Raw genomic sequence first — 16,828 nt, forward strand, 5'->3', positions numbered from 1 at the left:
GGTGACGGTCACGCCGAAGCGCATGTCCGCTTCATCGGCGGGGGCCGATTCGCGGTTCACCAACAGCACGAATCCGGGCCTTGCGACCCGGATCCCGCGGTTGGCAGCCACAAAGTCTGCCCGTTTCCAAATGGTGGCAATCCGGGTCATCCCAGCGCCAGCCTGAATCGGAGTTTTACCTTCAGCGATCAGGCCGAAAGCTTCTTGCGGCCACGCGCACGGCGGGCACGCAGGATCTTGCGACCGCCAACGGTGGCGGTGCGGGTGCGGAAGCCGTGACGGCGGGCACGCACAAGATTGCTAGGCTGGAAAGTGCGCTTCATCGGTTTTCTCTTCTTTTCGAATCTGTGGACAGGCAAATGCCGCTGGAAGCAGCGCGCCGGAATCAGGGGGTGGCCGATAAGCGAAGGGGGACGTTGCGTCAACCCTGCGCCGAAGCACACGGCGCTTCAATGCGTTGCCGGTTGCAATGTTAACGTTTAGGCACGCGCGATGCAGAAGGAAAACGATTCCCAGGACTCCGCCGTAAAACCGCGGTGGTGGCAGCGCATCCCGACATTGGCGTTGTTTGCTGTTGTGGCGCTGGCCCTGCTTGGTACGTTCACGCTTATTCTGGCCACGGTCGAAGCCGAGCGCACGCAACGTGAGCAGGCGGCCCGGACGAGCGCGATTCTCGAATCGCTCGATCAGATCGTACGCGCGACCATGAGCGGCGAGACGGGGCAGCGCGGCTACTTCATCACCAGCGACACGCGCTACCTTGCGCCCTATCGCGAGGGGCAGGAGCGCTATGCCGCAGAAATGGCGCAATTGCGGCAGCAGATGGGGAATGATCTGCCGCTCGATCAGGCCGAACTCATGGCCGAAATTGCCCGACTGGGCGATGCCAAGTGGGCAGAGATGGCCGGCGTGATCGAACTGGTGGACCAGCGGCGCATTCCCGATGCCCACGCGCGCGTGCTGTCCGACGAAGGGCAACTGGCGATGAGCGGGTTGCGCCGCGCTGTGACAAAGCTAGAGGATATCGAGCGGATCCGCCTTTCGCGGGCCGTGCAGCAGGCGGCGGAAGCTGAAGCGCGCATTCTGCCTTCGCTGACGGCGCTGTTTGTGGTGATCGTCTGCGCGCTGGCGCTGGGGCTGTGGCAGGCGATTCGCACCGCCGAGGCTGAAGCACTTGCCGCCAATGCCTCGGTGATCGCCGAGGCGCGCGACCGGGCAGACATCCTTGCCAAGGAACTGAATCACCGCGTGAAGAACCTGTTCGCGGTAATTCTGGCCATCGTGAAGATGAGCGCGCGCGGCGACACGGCAGCGGCGCCTGCGGTGGACCGCATCGCCAAACGCATCCACGCGCTCGTCACCGCGCATGAAGTGACGCAAGGATCGGGCAAGGACCAGACGGTCGATTTCGCCGACCTGATCGGCAAGGTCATCGCCCCCTATCGCTCCTCGTCCGAGCGGTGCGAGTTGGAGGGCGGCGAACTGGTGCTGCCGGGCAAGCACGCGGTGCCGCTGGGGCTGGTGCTGCACGAACTGGTGACCAATTCCGTGAAATACGGCGCATGGGCGCTGCCGGGCGGGCTGGTGCGCGTGGGCTGGAGCCGCGAGGGTGACCGGGCACGGGTGTTGTGGGAAGAAATCGCGGCAGATGGCGCAACGGTGCCGGCCAAAGCGGGAAGCGAAGGCTTTGGCTCGGCGCTGATCCGCTCATCCGAGCGCCAGTTGGGCGGCACGATTGTGCGCAGCTTTGCCGAACGCGGAATCGTGGTGGAAATGGACTTCATGCTGGCAGGCGGAGAGGGCTGATCCCCTCTCCGCCTGCCAGTTCAGCCGTGCTTGGATTCGCGCGTGGGCTGGACCATACCCGGCGTGATGAAGCCCAACGGACCGGGGTTCATCGCGCGCTTCTTCAACTCGCCCTTCATGCGGGCGTAGTCTTCCTCCATCTGCTCGGTCACTGTGGCGCGGGAGGCTTCGAGCGCGGCCAAGAAGTCCTCGCCCGTGACCAAATCGACATTGCCGCCGCCGCGCTTGATGGCGTTGAGGCCTGCGCGGCGCACCACGTCTTCCAGATCGGCACCGGTAAAGCGCTCGGTCTCCCGCGCAATCCTGCCGAGGTCCACATCATCCGCCAGCGGCATGTTGCGGGTGTGGATGCCAAGGATGTGCGCGCGGCCTTCCATGCTCGGCGTGCCGACATAGACCAGCTCGTCGAAGCGACCGGGGCGAAGCAGCGCCGGATCGACGAGGTTGGGCCGGTTGGTCGCGCCGATCAGGATGACCGATTGCAGTTCTTCCAGCCCGTCCATCTCGGCAAGGATGGTGTTGACCACGCGTGCAGTAACGCTAGGCTCGCCCTGCCCGCTGCCACGCGCGGGGACCAGACTGTCGATCTCGTCAATGAACACCACGCAAGGCGCAACCTGGCGGGCGCGGGCGAAGAGTTTGGCGATCTGCTGCTCGCTCTCGCCATACCATTTGCTCAGCAGGTCCGACGATTTGATGGCGATGAAGTTGGCCTCGGCTTCCTTGGCGACGGCCTTGGCCAGCAGGGTCTTTCCGGTGCCGGGTGGACCATAGAGCAGGAAGCCCTTGGCCGGACGGATGCCGAGACGGTGGAAGGCCTCGGGGTTCTTCAACGGCAGTTCCACGCCTTCGCGCAGCTTGTCCTGCGCTTCATCAAGCCCGCCGATGTCGACCCAGCCGATGGTCGGCGCCTGCACCATGACTTCGCGCATGGCCGAGGGCTGCACGCGCTTGAGCGCCTGCACGAAATCGTCGCGATCCACTCGCAGGCTGTCGAGCACATCCTGCGGGACCGTCTGCTGTTCGAAATCGAGCCGCGGCATGATCCGGCGGACAGATTCGATGGCAGCTTCCCGAGCCAGCGCGGCAAGGTCTGCGCCGACAAAACCGTGCGTGGTGCGGGCCAGTTCCTTGAGATCGACGTCTTCGGCCAGCGGCATACCACGCGTGTGGATGCCGATGATCTCACGCCTGCCCGATTCGTCGGGCACGCCGACCACGATTTCACGATCGAACCGGCCGGGGCGCCGCAGGGCTTCGTCTATCGCATCGGGCCGGTTGGTGGCGGCGATGACGACGAGGTTCGATCGCGCCTGAAGGCCATCCATCAGCGTGAGCAGCTGCGCGACAAGGCGCTTTTCTGCCTCACCGTGGACTTCGCTGCGCTTGGGCGCGATGGAATCGATCTCGTCGATGAAGATGATCGAAGGCGCGGCCTTGGTGGCCTCCTCGAACACTTCGCGCAGACGCTTTTCGCTTTCACCATAAGCAGAGCCCATGATTTCGGGGCCATTGATGGTGAAGAACGAAGCATCGCTTTCGTTCGCCACGGCGCGGGCCAGCCGCGTCTTGCCGGTGCCCGGCGGGCCATGCAGCAGCACACCCTTGGGCGGATCTACGCCAAGGCGGGTGAACAGTTCGGGATAGCGCAGCGGCAATTCCACCATCTCGCGCAACTGGCGGATCGTGTCGCCCATGCCGCCCACATCGTCATAGTTGACGTCGGCACGGCTGGAACGCGGCTCTTCATATTCGGGCCGCAGTTCCACCTCGGTGTTCTCGTCGATGTGGACCACGCCCTTTGGCACGGTCGAGACGACGGTGAGGCGGATCTGCGTGAGCGCGAAGGCCGGAGCATTGAGCATCTGGCGCAATTGGGGCGGCATGTCGGTGCGGTTGACCTGCTGCTGTCCGGCCGTGGCGACCAGATCGCCGGTGACCAGCGGGCGGCCTGCAAAGTTGCGCTTCAATGCCAGGGCAGGCCCTTGCAGACGCAGGTCCTTCTGCGCTGGCGCAAACACCACGCGCTGTGCGGGGCGTGAATCAATCTTGCGCACTTCCACGTGATCGCCTGAGCCGACATCGGCATTGGCGCGCTGCAAGCCATCAAGGCGGATCAGTTCGAGGCCTTCATCCTCAGGATAGGGCTGGATCACGCGGGCAGCGGTGGAGCGCTTGCCAACGATTTCGATCACATCACCCTCGGTCACGCCAAGCTGGGACATAATATGCCGGCTGACGCGGGCGATGCCATGCCCGCTTTCTTCCTGCCGCGCACCCGCGACTTGCAGGCGCATGGCCCGTGCTTCGGTCCGGTTCTCGGTTGCCGCATCTACCATGAGCCGTGAAATCCCCTTTAGCTGCCAACGCCGTCCGATGTGGGAAGGCGCACATGGGATTTCAAACGGCAAGGATGCAGGAAGGTTGCCGGACGCTGCCGATCCGCCCAGAATTCAGGCAAAAAAAGACCCGGCAGTTGCCCGCCGGGTCGGAAAGTTTTGGGAGAGGATGCCTGAAAGGCAGGATCTGTATGCATTGCACACGGGTTTTGTGCAATTGCGAAATACTCCGATTTAATTGCAATTTTTGCAATCATAGCCTTAAAGCGCTGAATTTTATGAGTTTATAAGTTGTATCAAACGAAACAATACGGCTCCAGCACGTTAACAATGGATTGTAGCGATAGGTTTCGAATCGGGATGCTGCATCGCAGTAGGCCTAATTGTACGCAATCAGCGTGCGCAACCGCGTTGGATATCGGGGCCAATCCGGCGAATGACCGCCAAAGGATAGACCGTGTCGGACATCCCGTCCGAACAGGTTTGCCGCGAAACTTCAAGTTCGAGCGGCTTGCCCTCGATCGTGGCGGAATAGGTCACGATCTGGCCCGACCGGCGCAAGGTGGCTGGAACGGTCAACCCATCGGGCATCTCAGGCGTGGAATAGGTGAGTTTGCCGTCCTGAACCTGCACCGACCAGAACGGTTCGGTGCCGATGGCGCGGAAACGGATCGGGATGTCAGAGGAAGATACCTCTGCCGCCATCGAAGCAGGCGGTTCAACCGCCGTCGGTGTCACAAAAGGAGCAGACGTCGAAGGCGACGTCTCCGGCTCCGGCTCGGCAGGTTCCGAACAGGCCGAAACCAGCAGGATCGCGAAAAGGGCAAGTGCGGAGGAAGACAGCGTGATGGATCTCATCGCCCCTGTCTTCCCCATGCCTACAGACGGGCCAAGCCTTAATGCGCCAGCAGCAGCGGAATCTGCGACCGGTCGAGCATATCGCGCGAGACACCGCCGAGCAGCAGTTCACGCAAACGGCTGTGCCCGAACAGGCCCATAACAATCAGCCCTGCTTCCAGCTCGCGCGCGCATTCTTCTATGGTGAAGGCAATCGAGCCATTGCGTTCGCGCTCATGCGATTCCGCATGGATGCCGTGGCGCGAAAGATAGCGTGCGGCGTCAGCGGCGGGGAACGAGCTGTCCTTTTCGCGCACGGTCAGCAGATGGACTGTCGCTGCTTGCTGCAACAAGGGCAGAGCTGCACGCAGAGCGTTCGCGCCTTCGTGGCCACCATCCCATGCGACCAACGCCGGTTTGTCAAACGTCAGCATCGGCAGCCCGCGCGGAACGCCAAGCACCGGCGTGCGCAGGCCCAGGGCCATTTCCTCAACCGTGGGATCGGATAGGCTGCTCACCACGATATCGGCAAAGCGTGCCGCGGCGGCGGTGGCCGCAATGCGTTCCTGATCGAGCACTTCGATATCGAATGGCACATCCTGCGTGGCAAAGCGCGCGTCGAGTTCAGCCGCCAGCTTGTCGTTCGCCTCGCGCGCTTCCTTCAGGGCATAGGCCGATACGGCAACGCCGCCGAATGGCTCCCACGCGGCCATCTGGGCAAAGGGCGTGGCGATCTGGAAGGTGACATGCCCATCGCAAGTGCGGGCGAGTGCAAGTGCAGTCTCGATCCGGTCATCGAGTTGCTCGGTAACGTCGAGTGGGCAAAGAATGGAGCGCATCGGGGATCCTCCTATTTTTCAATATACCCACCCTCCATACGGATGGTGGACCCCACCATGATCCACGTCAAATCAGGAAAGATTGCTGGTCAAAAAACCACCAGTTGCCCCAGTTCATCGAGCGGTTAAGAACAAGCAGCGATAATCGGGAGGACACATGGACTATTCGGCGGTAATTTTCGATTTCGGCGGGGTCATAACGTCCTCACCCTTCGAGGCGTTCAATCGGCTTGAGGCAGAGCGCGGATTGCCGATCGATACGGTGCGGCGAATCAATGCGCTGAATCCCGATTCCAACGCCTGGGCCTTGTTCGAACGCGCCGAGATCGACGCGACAACGTTTGACCGGATGTTTGCCAAGGAAGCCAGCACGTTGGGCCACGAGCTTGACGGCGCGTCGGTGCTGGCGGTTCTGGCAGGGGCCGTGCGCCCGGCGATGGTTGCCGCGCTCGATCGGTTGAAGGCCGACGGCTATCGCCTTGGCTGCATAACCAACAATGTGCCCACCGGCCACGGTGCTGGCATGGCCCGCAGCGGCAACGCGCGCGACGAAATGGAGCGCATTTTCGCGCGGTTCGAACATGTGATCGAAAGCAGCAAGGCCGGTGTGCGCAAGCCCGACCCGCGTATCTACCTGATGATGTGCGAGAAATTGGGGCTCACACCGGATACCTGCGTCTATCTCGACGATCTGGGCGTCAACTGCAAACCGGCAGCCAAGCTGGGGATGCACGCCATCAAAGTGACCAGCGGTGAGCAGGCACTGGCCGATCTGGGCAAGGCGCTGGGCATCAGCTTCTGAAAGACGATACCGCGCCACATTCAATCGTCCAGTCTGTAACCGCGCCCCGACATACGTCATTCGACCCGTATACGCCGCTCAACACCCCATGATATTACTGCTTATGTAATTGGTATTACTGGTAAAGCCGGTAAGTAATACGGGGTCATGCAAATGGCAGGAACGCGCGTAGGCAAGCGGATCATCGGGGCGGAATCTCCGGTGACCATCGGTTGGGAAAACCTGCCGAAGGTTGAAGGCGGCCCGTTCAAGCGGTTTTTCTTCACGTGGTTCCAACCGTTTACGTTCTTTTCGCTGCTGGCCTTCTGGTACTATGCACCAAACGACATTGCCAAGGCATCGACCGCCATCGGTATCGGTATCGGCTTCAAACTGCTGCTGCTGGGGCTCGAATGGGTAAACCCGCGTCACAAAAGCTGGCAGCTGACGTGGAAGGAGCTGGTCACCGACCTGTTCTATGTCGGGCTGGGCTATACGGTGCTGCGCATGGTCGATGGGTTCATCGGCGATGGCGCGATCATCGCCATGGTTCAGGAACAGTGGGCGATGGACAAGTTCAGCTGGTTCACCGGGCTGCCGCTGCTGCTGCAGGCCTTCCTGATTTCGTTCATTTTCGATTTCGGCCAGTACTGGATGCACCGCGGGATGCACAACTGGTATCCGCTGTGGCTGACCCACGCACCGCACCACTACATCACGCAGTTGAACATCAACAAAGGCGCGGTCGGCAATCCGGTTGAGCTGTTCCTGATCGGGCTCGGCATCGGCGGCTTCTTCGATTTCCTGCCGCGTGCTTTCCTGCTGGCCGGGACGTTCGGCCTGACGGTAGGCATCTATCAGCACATCAACGCGCGCTTCAACACGCCGAACTGGTGGCGCTTCCTGTTCAACACCACCGAACACCACAGCGTCCACCATTCGCGCGATTACGAGGCGAGCCGCAGCAACTTTTCGGGCACGTGGATCATCATTGACCGCATGTTCGGCACGGCAGTCGATGGTGAGGCAGAGCTGCTGGGCCTTGAAGGTGGCCGCCGCATGTCGATCCGCGAAACGATGCACTATCCGTTCACCGAAGGCTGGAAAACGCTGAAGGCCAAGTTCGGCAAGTCCAGGATTGGGTCGGGCAGCTATGACGCCCCCGAAAGCGCGGTGCCGGCAGAATGAGCGGGATCGCAGCGCAGAGCATCTGGCAACAGCCCACCCCGAAACCCGTGACCCGCATGAACTTGCGCTACATCGACTGGATCTGGCATGTGCGCGACAGCGTGCCCCTGCCCGAAGGCCAGACCACCGGCGAGGCGCTGGATCGGCTGGAACCGATGCTGGACCAGATGGACACAACGCACGAACGCAGCGAGGACACGCTGACGTTCCACCGCAAGGCACCCGTGCCGCAAGACCCGCTTTCGGTATTCGAAGATGGTGTGTTGCAGATCGCGGAAACGGCGCAGGGCAAGACCTTGCGCTACCACCTCGTCAGCAAGGCGCTGCTGTTCTGCTTCCTGCTGCCGCTGCTGTTCGTGGGCTTCGGCCAGTTGACGCTTTACGTCGGCGCGTACCAGAAGGCGGCTGCTGAGGCCAAGGAGAAGGCCGGCGGCGACAAGAAGAAGAAGGACGAGGCCAAGGTTCTCGAACTCAACCCCATCGACAAGATGCTGGGTGCGCCTGCCCCCGAAAAGCCGAAGAAGGGTGAAGGTGAAGGGCGCAAGCCATCAGCCACCGCGGCCTATGTCTTCGCGGGGATTTTCGCGTTTCTCTATGTGGTTGGTCGGTTTCTGGAACCGTGGCTGGTTCGGCGGCGGTTCCGCGCACGCCTTGCCGACGCCTGAGACCTACACCTCAAGCCGGTAGTGAAACAGGCGGGCGGGACCGTCTTCCGGGAGGAGATAGAGGTCACGCCCCTCGATCGCCATGCCCTCGCCGGTCAATGGCCCGCCCCTGCCGAACGGGCGGACCGGACCGATTGCCCCCGCCTTGATCGAACGCACCAGCTTTTGCGAGCGCCAGTCGATCCAATCAACCGTTCCACTCAGCCAATCGAGGTTTCCGCCAGCGACAAGGTGGTCCCCCACAAACTTGATGTCCTGATACCGCGTCTGTGAAGGGTTGGGCACGACCCGCACCTGATGGCCCGTTGCGGAATCGAATTCATACAGCAGCCTGCTGTCCCAGTTGCCTGCCACGATCCTGCGGTCCGATACGGCCACGCAGCCAAGGTGATCGGCTACAGCAATCCGGCGGCGCACTTCGAGCGTCTGGCTGTCGATCCCCACCAGCACGGCTGAACTGTTTGGCCGCATCTCGGCAACCGGCACCCAGATCAATCCATCCGCCACGGAAATGCCGCCCGGATGATAGCGCGCGCCATCGGTCAGTTCGATCCGGCGCAGCGCCTTGCCGGTGGTTCGGTCGAACTCATGCAGCCAGGCCTTGTGGTTGGCATTATCGACCGATGTGGCCCAGATCCGGGTCGGCTCCAGCGCAAGTCCCTGCACGTGAAAGAGGCTTCCGCCCAGTTGCCGTGCCTCTAGCAATGTTGCCTGTTCGATCAGGCTGCTGAAAGGAACGGCGGCGGCAGCCGAAAGGCTGGAAATCGCCAAAATAGCAGCGCCAATGCCAATTCGCGTCTGCTTTCCAAACATGCTGACGGCCCCGTTTTGCAAGGCCCGCTTTGGCCCCAGCTGCGATTGGCAGCGGGGCGTTGCAGATCAGAGTCGGTGTTTCAGCCGTGTTGCACCGCAGCGCGATTTTTCCGCGATTGCGAAGTCCTACGTAGTATCAGACCGTGGCGAACCAGATCACGTGCTTGGCGCCCTTGCCGTTTGACCGGGCACGCACCTCTACTTCATCCACGTTGAAACCTGCCGCTTTCAGACGTTGCGTGAAGTTGGGATCGCGCGCGGCGGACCAGATGGCCAGCACACCGCCGGGACGCAGCGCATCCTTGGCCATGCGCAGGCCGCGCATCTTGTAAAGCCGCCCATTGCCTTCGCGCACCAGCCCATCGGGGCCGTTGTCGACATCCAGCAGGATCGCGTCATAGCCGGTGCCACCCACCGAGAACGCATTGGCCGATATCACATCGGCCACATCGGTCATCACCAGCCGCACACGTGGATCATCGAGGCATCCGGCCTCAAGCTCCTTCATTGGCCCGCGTGCCCACTGGATGATTTCGGGCACCAGTTCAGCCACGGTCACATGTGCATCGGCAGGCAGCTTTTCCAGCGCCGCGCGCAAGGTGAAGCCCATGCCATAGCCGCCGATCAGCACGGCCTGACGCTCCGTCTTGGCAATCCGCGCAATGCTCTGCGTGGCGAGGGCGATTTCCGAGCCGTTCTGGCGGGTGCTCATCAATTCGTTGTGGCCCACCACGATCATGAAATCGCGGTCATGGCGGTAGAGGCGCAGATCCTCGCCATCGGGCACAATCGCGGTGCCAAGAAGTTCGCGTGCGATCATGGGTGTGGCTCCGCCTGAAACATATCCCGCGCGCCGTAGGGGGTCGGGGAGGATTGCGCAACATGCCCTCCCCCAACCCCTCCCGCTTGCGGGAGGGGAGCTTATTTCTGGCGACGGATGAAATCGCGCAGGTCTGCCGACAGCTTCTTGCGGTCTGCATCGCGCACGTACATCATGTGCCCGGCATCATAGTAGTGGAACTCCACCCGGTCCTGCGGCCAGCCGGGGCGGTTCATGGCGTATTCGGCGAAATAGAACGGCGTGGCGAAATCGTACCAGCCCTGGCCTACCCAGACCTTGGTCTTGCTGTTCTCACGCAGGGTGCGCGCAAGGCCGGGGGCGACGTTGACATAGGTGTCGCGACCCACGCCGATGCGCCAGTCCCACGGGCCGACCGGGCCGATAGAAACATAGCTGCGGTCGGTCTTGTATCCCAGATCGCCGCGCAGATAAGTGTTCACCGCTGCCGGATAGCTGGCGTCGATGCCATAGAAGCTGGGATCGTTGTCCGGCTCTTCGCCCGCGTTGTCATAGTCCTTGCCGGTGTAGCGCGCATCAAGGCGGCCGATGGACAGGCCTCGATCACGCAGCAGTTCCTTGTAGAAACGCCCCGGCGAAACACGCAGATTGGCGCGTTCAAGGTAGTCTTCGGACAACCCCGTCAACTGCGCCATCCGCGCGCGGACCGTGGCGCGTTCTTCGGCGGGCAGGCTGTTACCCTTCAGCAGCGCCGCCACATACGGCCCGCTGGCAAAGGCGCGTGCTTCGGCCACCACGGCCTCGACCGTGGCAGGCCGGGGGGTCAGCTTGTTGTGATACCACGCTGCTGCGGCATAGCTGGGCAGGTTGCCCATGTGCTGCAACTCGTTGCCCTCATCCTCCGCTTCAAGCCCGAAATCGAGCACGGCAGAAATCAGGATCACGCCGTTGAGCGCCACATCGTTATACGCACGGTTCAGCTCGGCAGCGACGGCAGCAGAGCGTGTGGTGCCATACGATTCCCCGCCCAGAAACTTCGGCGCATTCCAGCGATTGTGTTCGTTCAGCCAAAGCCGGATGAACTGCGCGATGGATTCCGCGTCCGCCTTTACGCCATAAAACGTCTTGGGATCGGTAGTGCCGAGCGCGTGGCTCCACCCTGTTCCGACCGGATCGATGAAAACCAGATCGGCGACATCCAGCAGCGATTCCGGGTTGTCGGTGATGTCATAAGGCGGAGCGCCATCGTCCAGCGCATCGGGCAGGTTCACCCGCTTTGGCCCGAACGCACCCATGTGCAGCCACAGGCTGCCCGATCCGGGACCACCATTGAACAGGAAGAACACCGGGCGGTTCGGCTCCGCGCCATCTTTCAGGTAGGTGGTCGAGAAGATCGCCGCGGTGGGCTTGCCATCCTTGTCCTTGAGGTAAGTCTCGCCCGCGATGGCAGTATAGGCCACGCGCGTACCGCCGAATGTGCCACTGCGCTTGGCCACCACGCGATTGGGTTCGGGGATGGCGGAATCGTCGGCTTTTGGCGCTGCCTTCTCGGCAGGCTTGTCGGCTGCCTGAAGCGTAACGGGTGCCAGCATCAAAGCGGCCATGGTTGCAAGCGATACAAAGCGCGACATCGGAAACTCCCTTTTCACAGGCGATAACCGGGCGTTGGATCGTGCGCAATCAGCACTTTTTACGCCGCTCTCCCCACCGCGAGGCAATCTGACACGTTTTGATCTCGCATCGGCAAGCGCTGGGAGCGAATCGCGGTTGCGTCGCTTAACTGATCACTTAAAGTCAAGCGCAAGAGGCAGCGCGAGTCTGCCCAAACGAGAGGACGAGGCCGTGCAGGCAATTGGGCAGTTTCATCCCAAGTATCATGCGGAGACCCATCCTGATCGCCCAGCGGTGATCATGGGCGGCAGCGGCGAGGTGGTGACCTATGCCGAGCTTGAGGCGAAATCGAACCAGTTCGCCCATTTGCTGCGGTCACGCGGATTGCAGATCGGCGATACCATTGCGCTGTGCCTTGAAAACCGCGCAGACTTCTTTGCACTGGCATGGGGAGCGCAACGTGCAGGGTTGGTCTACGTCGCGGTTTCCAGCCGCCTAGCCGCGCCCGAAATCGCCTATATTGCGCGCGATAGCGGCAGCCAGCTATTGATCGGTTCGGCCTATACCGCGCAGTTGCTGGACGAAGTAGCCAAGCTCGCCCCCGATGTTGCGCAACTGCGCTTCGATACCGGTGGCCCGCTTTCACTGGACGCGGCGCTGGCCGCGATGCCGGACACCCCCATCGCAGACGAACGCGCCGGGTGCGACATGCTCTATTCGTCCGGCACCACCGGCAAACCCAAGGGTGTGCGCATCCCCCTGCCCGAAGACCCGGAAATTGGGGCCACCAATTCGCTCGTTGCCATCGCCAATCAGGCCTTCGGGATCACCGGCAATGCCGTCTATCTCTCGCCCGCACCGCTCTATCACGCCGCACCTTTGCGCTGGTCGATGACCATTCACCGGCTTGGCGGCACGGTGGTGGCGATGGAAAAGTTCGATCCCGAACACGCGCTGCAACTGATCGAACGCTACAAGGTGACCGACAGCCAGTGGGTGCCCACCCATTTCGTGCGGATGCTGAAACTGCCCGACGATGTGCGCACGCAGTACGACACTTCGAGCCTGAAATGCGCCATCCATGCCGCAGCGCCTTGCCCGGTGCCGGTCAAGCAGGCGATGATCGCATGGTGGGGGCCGGTCATCCGCGAATACTACGCCGGGACCGAAGGCAACGGCTTCACCTTCGTCACCAGTGAGGACTGGTTGCAGCGCCCCGGCACGGTGGGTCGCGCGATCCTCGGCACGATCCGCATCTGCAATGAAGAAGGTGATGAAGTCCCTCCGCGCACCGAGGGGCAAGTGTTCTTCGAAGGCGGCAATCCCTTCACCTACCACAACGATCCCGACAAGACCCGCGATGCCACCAACCAGCATGGCTGGACCAGCCTGGGCGATGTGGGCTGGGTGGACGAGGACGGCTTCCTGTTCCTCACCGACCGCAAGAGCTTCATGATCATATCGGGCGGGGTGAACATCTACCCACAGGAGATCGAGAACCTGCTGGTAACGCACCACAAGGTGGCAGACGTCGCCGTGATCGGCGCGCCTGACCCGGACATGGGCGAAAAAGTCGTCGCCATCGTCCAGCCCCGTGACATGGCCCAGGCTGGCCCGGCGTTGGCGGCGGAACTGGCCGATTGGCTGGGGCCGCAGCTTTCGCGCGTAAAGATGCCGCGCCAGATAGATTTCCGCGCCGAACTGCCGCGCGAACCCACCGGCAAGCTGTTCAAGCGGCTGCTGCGCGATGAATACAAGCAGGCCTACGAGGCTGCACAGACGGCAACGGTCTGAACCAACAAGGACAGGGACGGGATTATGGCAAGTGTTCCAGTGCTTTCGGCGGATGCAGGCCGGGCCGTGATCGATCCGAAAAGCTACGGCGCGTGGGAGCCGCTGCTCGACCGGTTCGATGAGTTGCGCGCGGGCACCCCCGTGGCGCGCGTAGTCGATCCCGATGATGTGCATGAGCCGTTCTGGCTGGTCTCCGGCTTCGATGAGGTGATGAAGGCGAGCAAGGACAACGCCACGTTCCTCAACAATCCGAAGTCTTCCGTGTTCACCGTGCGTGTAGGCGATGCTCTGGCCCGCTCGATCACCGGGGGCAGCCCGCATCTGGTGGAATCACTGGTGCAGATGGACGCGCCCAAGCATCCCAAGCTGCGCCGCCTGACGCAGGACTGGTTCATGCCCAAGAACCTGTCGAAGCTGGAAGGCGAAATCCGCAAGATCGCCAATGAAGCCATCGACCGGATGCTCGGTGCAGACGAAGAAGGCGATTTCATGGCGCTGGTCGCCGCGCCCTATCCGCTCCACGTGGTCATGCAGATCCTTGGCGTACCCCCGGAAGACGAAGCCAAGATGCTGTTCCTGACCCAGCAGATGTTCGGCGGGCAGGACGAGGACATGAACAAGTCCGGCCTCAAGAACCTGCCGCCCGAACAGATCAGCGCCATCGTGGCAGGTGCCGTGGCTGAATTCGAACGCTACTTTGCCAGCCTCGCGGCGCAGCGGCGCGAGAACCCCACTGAGGACGTCGCCACCGTCATCGCCAATGCCGTGGTCGATGGCGAACCGATGAGCGACCGCGATACGGCGGGCTATTACATCATCGTCGCCAGCGCCGGGCACGATACCACGTCGGCCTCATCGGCAGGGGCGGCGCTGGCCCTCGCCCGCGATCCAGACCTGTTCGCCCGCGCCAAGGCCGACCGCAGCCTGCTTCCGGGGATCGTGGAAGAGGCGATCCGCTGGACCACCCCGGTCCAGCACTTCATGCGCACCGCCGCGACGGATACCGAGCTTGGCGGCCAGCAGATCTCTGCCGGTGACTGGCTGATGCTGAACTATGTGGCGGCGAACCACGATCCGGCGCAGTTCCCGAACCCACGCACCTTTGACCCCACACGCCCCGCCAACCGCCACGCCGCGTTTGGCGCGGGATCGCACCAGTGCCTCGGCCTGCATCTTGCGCGGCTGGAAATGCGCGTGCTGCTCGATGTGCTGCTGGACCGGGTGGACAGCCTTGAGCTGGCGGGAGAACCGGCGCGCGTGAACTCCACCTTTGTCGGCGGATTCAAGAAGCTGCCGATGCGGTGGACGGCGGCGTAAAGCCTCAGCCCTCGCCCTTTTCGCGCGCGTTCAGCTTGGCCCACAGGCCTTCGGTCCCCGCCTCAATCGCATTGTTCACATATTGCGAGGCGACCAGCCAGCCCTTGAACGGACGCAGCGTGGCAAGGCATCCCACACCCAGGATTGGCACCGACGTCAGCACATGCACCCACCACGGCGGGGAATAGACCACTTCCATCCACACCACGAAGAACGTCAGCGGAAAAGCCGTGATGCACAGCGCGAAGAACGCCGGGCCATCGTCGGCATTGGCAAACTGGTAGTCCAGCCCGCATTCCGGGCAGGTCTTGCGCAGTTTCAGCCAGCCATTGAACATCGAAGCCTTGGCGCAAGCCGGACAGGTGCCTTTCAGGCCAGACTGGAAGATCCAGTCAAACTTGGGATTCTGCGTGAAAAAGGCCATGCCGATGCGTCCTGATTAGCTACCGGATCGCCATATGCCCCTGCCCGGCCAAGGCAAGGCCTAACGAACAGATGGCACAGGCGCGGCAGTCATGCGATTGTCATCCGGTGCCATACCCCCGCAACAGCTTCCGCGAACGGTTCCTCGATGTGCTCGCATCGATCTATCTCTATAACGAGCATCGCGGGTACACCTCGTTTGATCGGGTGCTGGACGCCGTGCGCCAGCGCTGCCCTGACAATCCCGCCTTCATCGCCGCCATCGCCAAGCACCGCGCCGACGAGCGCAAGCACTACGTGATGTTCAAGCGCTGGTTCGAACTGCGCGGGCACATGCCCTTGGCGGTAGACAGCACCTGCGGCCACATAGATCGCTTCATCTTCAAGGTCTTCGGCTGCAGCATCGATGATCTGGACACGCAAGGCGTGATCGCCAGCCCCGATGCCTTCGAAAAGCTGTGCCGCGTCATCATGCTCACCGAACAGCGCGGAATGCGACAGGTGGAGATCCTGCTCGGCAACCGCCACGTCCGGTCCGACAAGGCGATGAAGCGCATCTTCGAAGTGGTGGAGAAAGACGAGCCGGACCACTGGATGCCCTACGCCGCATGGCTGGACACGCAAGGCCGCGCCAAGGCCAAGTGGCGCGAACGTTGGGCAGACTACTGGATTCACAAATCGCTGATGCTGGTAAAGCTGCCCAGCCTGTTCCTGCGGCGTTCCACCCCAAGGATGGCGGCGTGGCCCGATGCGACGGAACAAATCGTCCCTAAAACTCCCTCCCCTCAAGGGGAGGGTCGGGGAGGGGTTCACGGCCTCTCGCAAGTGCCCAACCCCCTCCCCCAACCCCTCCCCGCCGGGGAGACAGGGATGGACGGGGCAATCGAAGACCGCAGGCCCAGCCTGCTATCGCGCGTGGTGCGCAAGGCATTGGTGTGGTTCTATCGCCAGCGCGGATGGACCGCGCATGGCACGCCGCCCGCCGATGGCCGCTGCGTGATCGTGGCGGCACCGCACACGTCGAACTGGGATTTCGTCAACTTCATCGGCCTGACCGAAGACCTTGGCCTGAAGCCTCACTTCATGGCCAAGGACAGCCTGTTCCGCTGGCCGCTGGGCGGCTTCATGCGCGATATGGGTGGGGTTTCGATAGACCGGAAGGCGCGGCGCAACGTGGTCGATGCGATGGTGGCCGAATTCGCCCGGCGGGACCGCTTCATGCTGACCATCGCGCCAGAAGGCACGCGCAGCCAGGTGGGCCAGTGGCGCAGCGGGTTCTATCACATCGCGCTGAAGGCGGGCGTGCCCATCGTGATCGGCATGATGGACTATGGCAACAAGACCGGCGGGCTTGGCCCGGCCATCTGGCCATCTGGCGATTACGCGGCAGATATGCGCAAGTTGTTCGAATTCTACAGCAAAGTCACACCCCGCCATCCGGGGCGCGGATTGAAGAGCCTGCCGGAGATCGCATGATGCCTGACACGTTCGTCCTTGCGCTGCTGATCAATGCCGCCGTGCTGGTGCTGGGAATGCTGGTGCTGTGGCGCGTGGCGGTGAAGATCGGCGATGTCAGCTTCATCGATGCGGTGTGGGGCGGCGGCATGGGTGTGCTG

Annotated in this window: 16 protein-coding genes; 8 read left to right on the forward strand and 8 right to left on the reverse strand. The window is 62.4% G+C overall.

Translation table 11 applies throughout. The features are described 5' to 3' along the window. Nucleotides 1-188: 188 nt before the first annotated feature. Nucleotides 189-323, reverse strand: coding sequence for a 50S ribosomal protein L34 (rpmH, locus tag B7X90_RS13350; RefSeq protein WP_292625196.1), 135 nt, complete (start codon nucleotides 321-323; stop codon nucleotides 189-191). A gap of 169 nt (nucleotides 324-492) precedes the next feature. Between rpmH and B7X90_RS13355 the strand changes: the two genes are divergently transcribed. Further along, nucleotides 493-1,806 carry a CHASE3 domain-containing protein gene (locus B7X90_RS13355; RefSeq protein WP_292625197.1) on the forward strand — a complete coding sequence of 438 codons (1,314 nt, stop codon included), beginning with the start codon at nucleotides 493-495 and terminating at the stop codon, nucleotides 1,804-1,806. A gap of 20 nt (nucleotides 1,807-1,826) precedes the next feature. On the opposite strand, the gene B7X90_RS13360 is transcribed toward B7X90_RS13355, so the two are convergent. Next, complete coding sequence (locus tag B7X90_RS13360; RefSeq protein ID WP_292625199.1) at nucleotides 1,827-4,145, reverse strand: CDC48 family AAA ATPase; 2,319 nt, start codon at nucleotides 4,143-4,145, stop codon at nucleotides 1,827-1,829. Between B7X90_RS13360 and B7X90_RS13365 the strand changes: the two genes are divergently transcribed. Continuing rightward, on the forward strand, nucleotides 4,144-4,383 hold the full coding sequence (locus B7X90_RS13365; RefSeq protein ID WP_292625201.1) for a hypothetical protein: 240 nt from the start codon (nucleotides 4,144-4,146) through the stop codon (nucleotides 4,381-4,383). The genes B7X90_RS13360 and B7X90_RS13365 overlap by 2 nt on opposite strands. A gap of 155 nt (nucleotides 4,384-4,538) precedes the next feature. Here B7X90_RS13365 and B7X90_RS13370 read toward each other — a convergent pair whose 3' ends face one another. Together B7X90_RS13370 and B7X90_RS13375 are read right to left on the reverse strand one after the other, a co-directional pair. Beyond that, the gene (locus B7X90_RS13370; RefSeq protein WP_292625203.1) at nucleotides 4,539-5,003 is read right to left on the reverse strand and encodes a hypothetical protein; all 465 of its coding nucleotides are present in this window, start codon (nucleotides 5,001-5,003) and stop codon (nucleotides 4,539-4,541) included. Nucleotides 5,004-5,041: 38 nt separating this feature from the next. Then, nucleotides 5,042-5,821 carry a universal stress protein gene (locus tag B7X90_RS13375; RefSeq protein WP_292625205.1) on the reverse strand — a complete coding sequence of 260 codons (780 nt, stop codon included), beginning with the start codon at nucleotides 5,819-5,821 and terminating at the stop codon, nucleotides 5,042-5,044. Between the two features lie 157 nt (nucleotides 5,822-5,978). On the opposite strand from B7X90_RS13375, the gene B7X90_RS13380 reads away from it, so the two are divergent. The 3 genes from B7X90_RS13380 (at nucleotide 5,979) to B7X90_RS13390 (ending at nucleotide 8,455) form a co-directional block, all read left to right on the forward strand. Beyond that, complete coding sequence (locus B7X90_RS13380) at nucleotides 5,979-6,623, forward strand: HAD-IA family hydrolase (protein ID WP_292625207.1); 645 nt, start codon at nucleotides 5,979-5,981, stop codon at nucleotides 6,621-6,623. Between the two features lie 153 nt (nucleotides 6,624-6,776). After that, nucleotides 6,777-7,790: a sterol desaturase family protein gene (locus tag B7X90_RS13385; RefSeq protein ID WP_292625209.1), complete on the forward strand. Its 1,014-nt coding sequence runs from the start codon at nucleotides 6,777-6,779 to the stop codon at nucleotides 7,788-7,790. Continuing rightward, nucleotides 7,787-8,455, forward strand: coding sequence for a hypothetical protein (locus B7X90_RS13390; RefSeq protein WP_292625211.1), 669 nt, complete (start codon nucleotides 7,787-7,789; stop codon nucleotides 8,453-8,455). Before B7X90_RS13385 ends, B7X90_RS13390 begins: the two co-directional genes overlap by 4 nt. A 3-nt stretch (nucleotides 8,456-8,458) precedes the next feature. Here the strand turns inward: B7X90_RS13390 and B7X90_RS13395 are convergent, their stop codons facing one another. The 3 genes from B7X90_RS13395 to B7X90_RS13405 form a co-directional block, all read right to left on the reverse strand. Next, a complete protein-coding gene (locus tag B7X90_RS13395) occupies nucleotides 8,459-9,268 on the reverse strand; it encodes a DUF6454 family protein (protein ID WP_292625213.1) in 810 nt (269 codons plus the stop codon). Nucleotides 9,269-9,404: 136 nt separating this feature from the next. Next, a complete protein-coding gene (locus B7X90_RS13400) occupies nucleotides 9,405-10,088 on the reverse strand; it encodes a spermidine synthase (RefSeq protein ID WP_292625215.1) in 684 nt (227 codons plus the stop codon). Nucleotides 10,089-10,189: 101 nt separating this feature from the next. Then, the gene (locus tag B7X90_RS13405) at nucleotides 10,190-11,698 is read right to left on the reverse strand and encodes a peptidase S10 (RefSeq protein WP_292625216.1); all 1,509 of its coding nucleotides are present in this window, start codon (nucleotides 11,696-11,698) and stop codon (nucleotides 10,190-10,192) included. A 211-nt stretch (nucleotides 11,699-11,909) separates the two neighbouring features. Between B7X90_RS13405 and B7X90_RS13410 the strand changes: the two genes are divergently transcribed. Both B7X90_RS13410 and B7X90_RS13415 read left to right on the forward strand, forming a co-directional pair. Further along, nucleotides 11,910-13,472, forward strand: coding sequence for an acyl-CoA synthetase (locus B7X90_RS13410; protein WP_292625218.1), 1,563 nt, complete (start codon nucleotides 11,910-11,912; stop codon nucleotides 13,470-13,472). 24 nt (nucleotides 13,473-13,496) lie between these two features. After that, nucleotides 13,497-14,789 (forward strand): cytochrome P450, encoded by a 1,293-nt coding sequence (locus B7X90_RS13415; protein WP_292625220.1) that lies wholly within the window; start codon nucleotides 13,497-13,499, stop codon nucleotides 14,787-14,789. 4 nt (nucleotides 14,790-14,793) lie between these two features. Here B7X90_RS13415 and B7X90_RS13420 read toward each other — a convergent pair whose 3' ends face one another. Beyond that, nucleotides 14,794-15,213, reverse strand: coding sequence for a DUF983 domain-containing protein (locus B7X90_RS13420; RefSeq protein ID WP_292625222.1), 420 nt, complete (start codon nucleotides 15,211-15,213; stop codon nucleotides 14,794-14,796). Between the two features lie 107 nt (nucleotides 15,214-15,320). Here B7X90_RS13420 and B7X90_RS13425 point away from each other — a divergent pair, with 107 nt between their 5' ends. Beyond that, nucleotides 15,321-16,688: a 1-acyl-sn-glycerol-3-phosphate acyltransferase gene (locus B7X90_RS13425; protein ID WP_292625224.1), complete on the forward strand. Its 1,368-nt coding sequence runs from the start codon at nucleotides 15,321-15,323 to the stop codon at nucleotides 16,686-16,688. Nucleotides 16,689-16,828 lie beyond the last annotated feature (140 nt).

This window comes from Novosphingobium sp. 17-62-19 (genome assembly GCF_002256775.1).
Classification (GTDB): Bacteria; Pseudomonadota; Alphaproteobacteria; order Sphingomonadales; family Sphingomonadaceae; genus Novosphingobium.

What these genes read in the sequence shown, in the direction of transcription:
- rpmH (WP_292625196.1), bottom strand. Translation starts at nt 323, where the DNA reads ATGAAGCGCACTTTCCAGCCTAGCAATCTTGTGCGTGCCCGCCGTCAC.
- B7X90_RS13355 (WP_292625197.1), top strand. Translation starts at nt 493, where the DNA reads ATGCAGAAGGAAAACGATTCCCAGGACTCCGCCGTAAAACCGCGGTGG.
- B7X90_RS13365 (WP_292625201.1), top strand. Translation starts at nt 4,144, where the DNA reads ATGAGCCGTGAAATCCCCTTTAGCTGCCAACGCCGTCCGATGTGGGAA.
- B7X90_RS13360 (WP_292625199.1), bottom strand. Translation starts at nt 4,145, where the DNA reads ATGGTAGATGCGGCAACCGAGAACCGGACCGAAGCACGGGCCATGCGC.
- B7X90_RS13370 (WP_292625203.1), bottom strand. Translation starts at nt 5,003, where the DNA reads ATGAGATCCATCACGCTGTCTTCCTCCGCACTTGCCCTTTTCGCGATC.
- B7X90_RS13375 (WP_292625205.1), bottom strand. Translation starts at nt 5,821, where the DNA reads ATGCGCTCCATTCTTTGCCCACTCGACGTTACCGAGCAACTCGATGAC.
- B7X90_RS13380 (WP_292625207.1), top strand. Translation starts at nt 5,979, where the DNA reads ATGGACTATTCGGCGGTAATTTTCGATTTCGGCGGGGTCATAACGTCC.
- B7X90_RS13385 (WP_292625209.1), top strand. Translation starts at nt 6,777, where the DNA reads ATGGCAGGAACGCGCGTAGGCAAGCGGATCATCGGGGCGGAATCTCCG.
- B7X90_RS13390 (WP_292625211.1), top strand. Translation starts at nt 7,787, where the DNA reads ATGAGCGGGATCGCAGCGCAGAGCATCTGGCAACAGCCCACCCCGAAA.
- B7X90_RS13395 (WP_292625213.1), bottom strand. Translation starts at nt 9,268, where the DNA reads ATGTTTGGAAAGCAGACGCGAATTGGCATTGGCGCTGCTATTTTGGCG.
- B7X90_RS13400 (WP_292625215.1), bottom strand. Translation starts at nt 10,088, where the DNA reads ATGATCGCACGCGAACTTCTTGGCACCGCGATTGTGCCCGATGGCGAG.
- B7X90_RS13405 (WP_292625216.1), bottom strand. Translation starts at nt 11,698, where the DNA reads ATGTCGCGCTTTGTATCGCTTGCAACCATGGCCGCTTTGATGCTGGCA.
- B7X90_RS13415 (WP_292625220.1), top strand. Translation starts at nt 13,497, where the DNA reads ATGGCAAGTGTTCCAGTGCTTTCGGCGGATGCAGGCCGGGCCGTGATC.
- B7X90_RS13420 (WP_292625222.1), bottom strand. Translation starts at nt 15,213, where the DNA reads ATGGCCTTTTTCACGCAGAATCCCAAGTTTGACTGGATCTTCCAGTCT.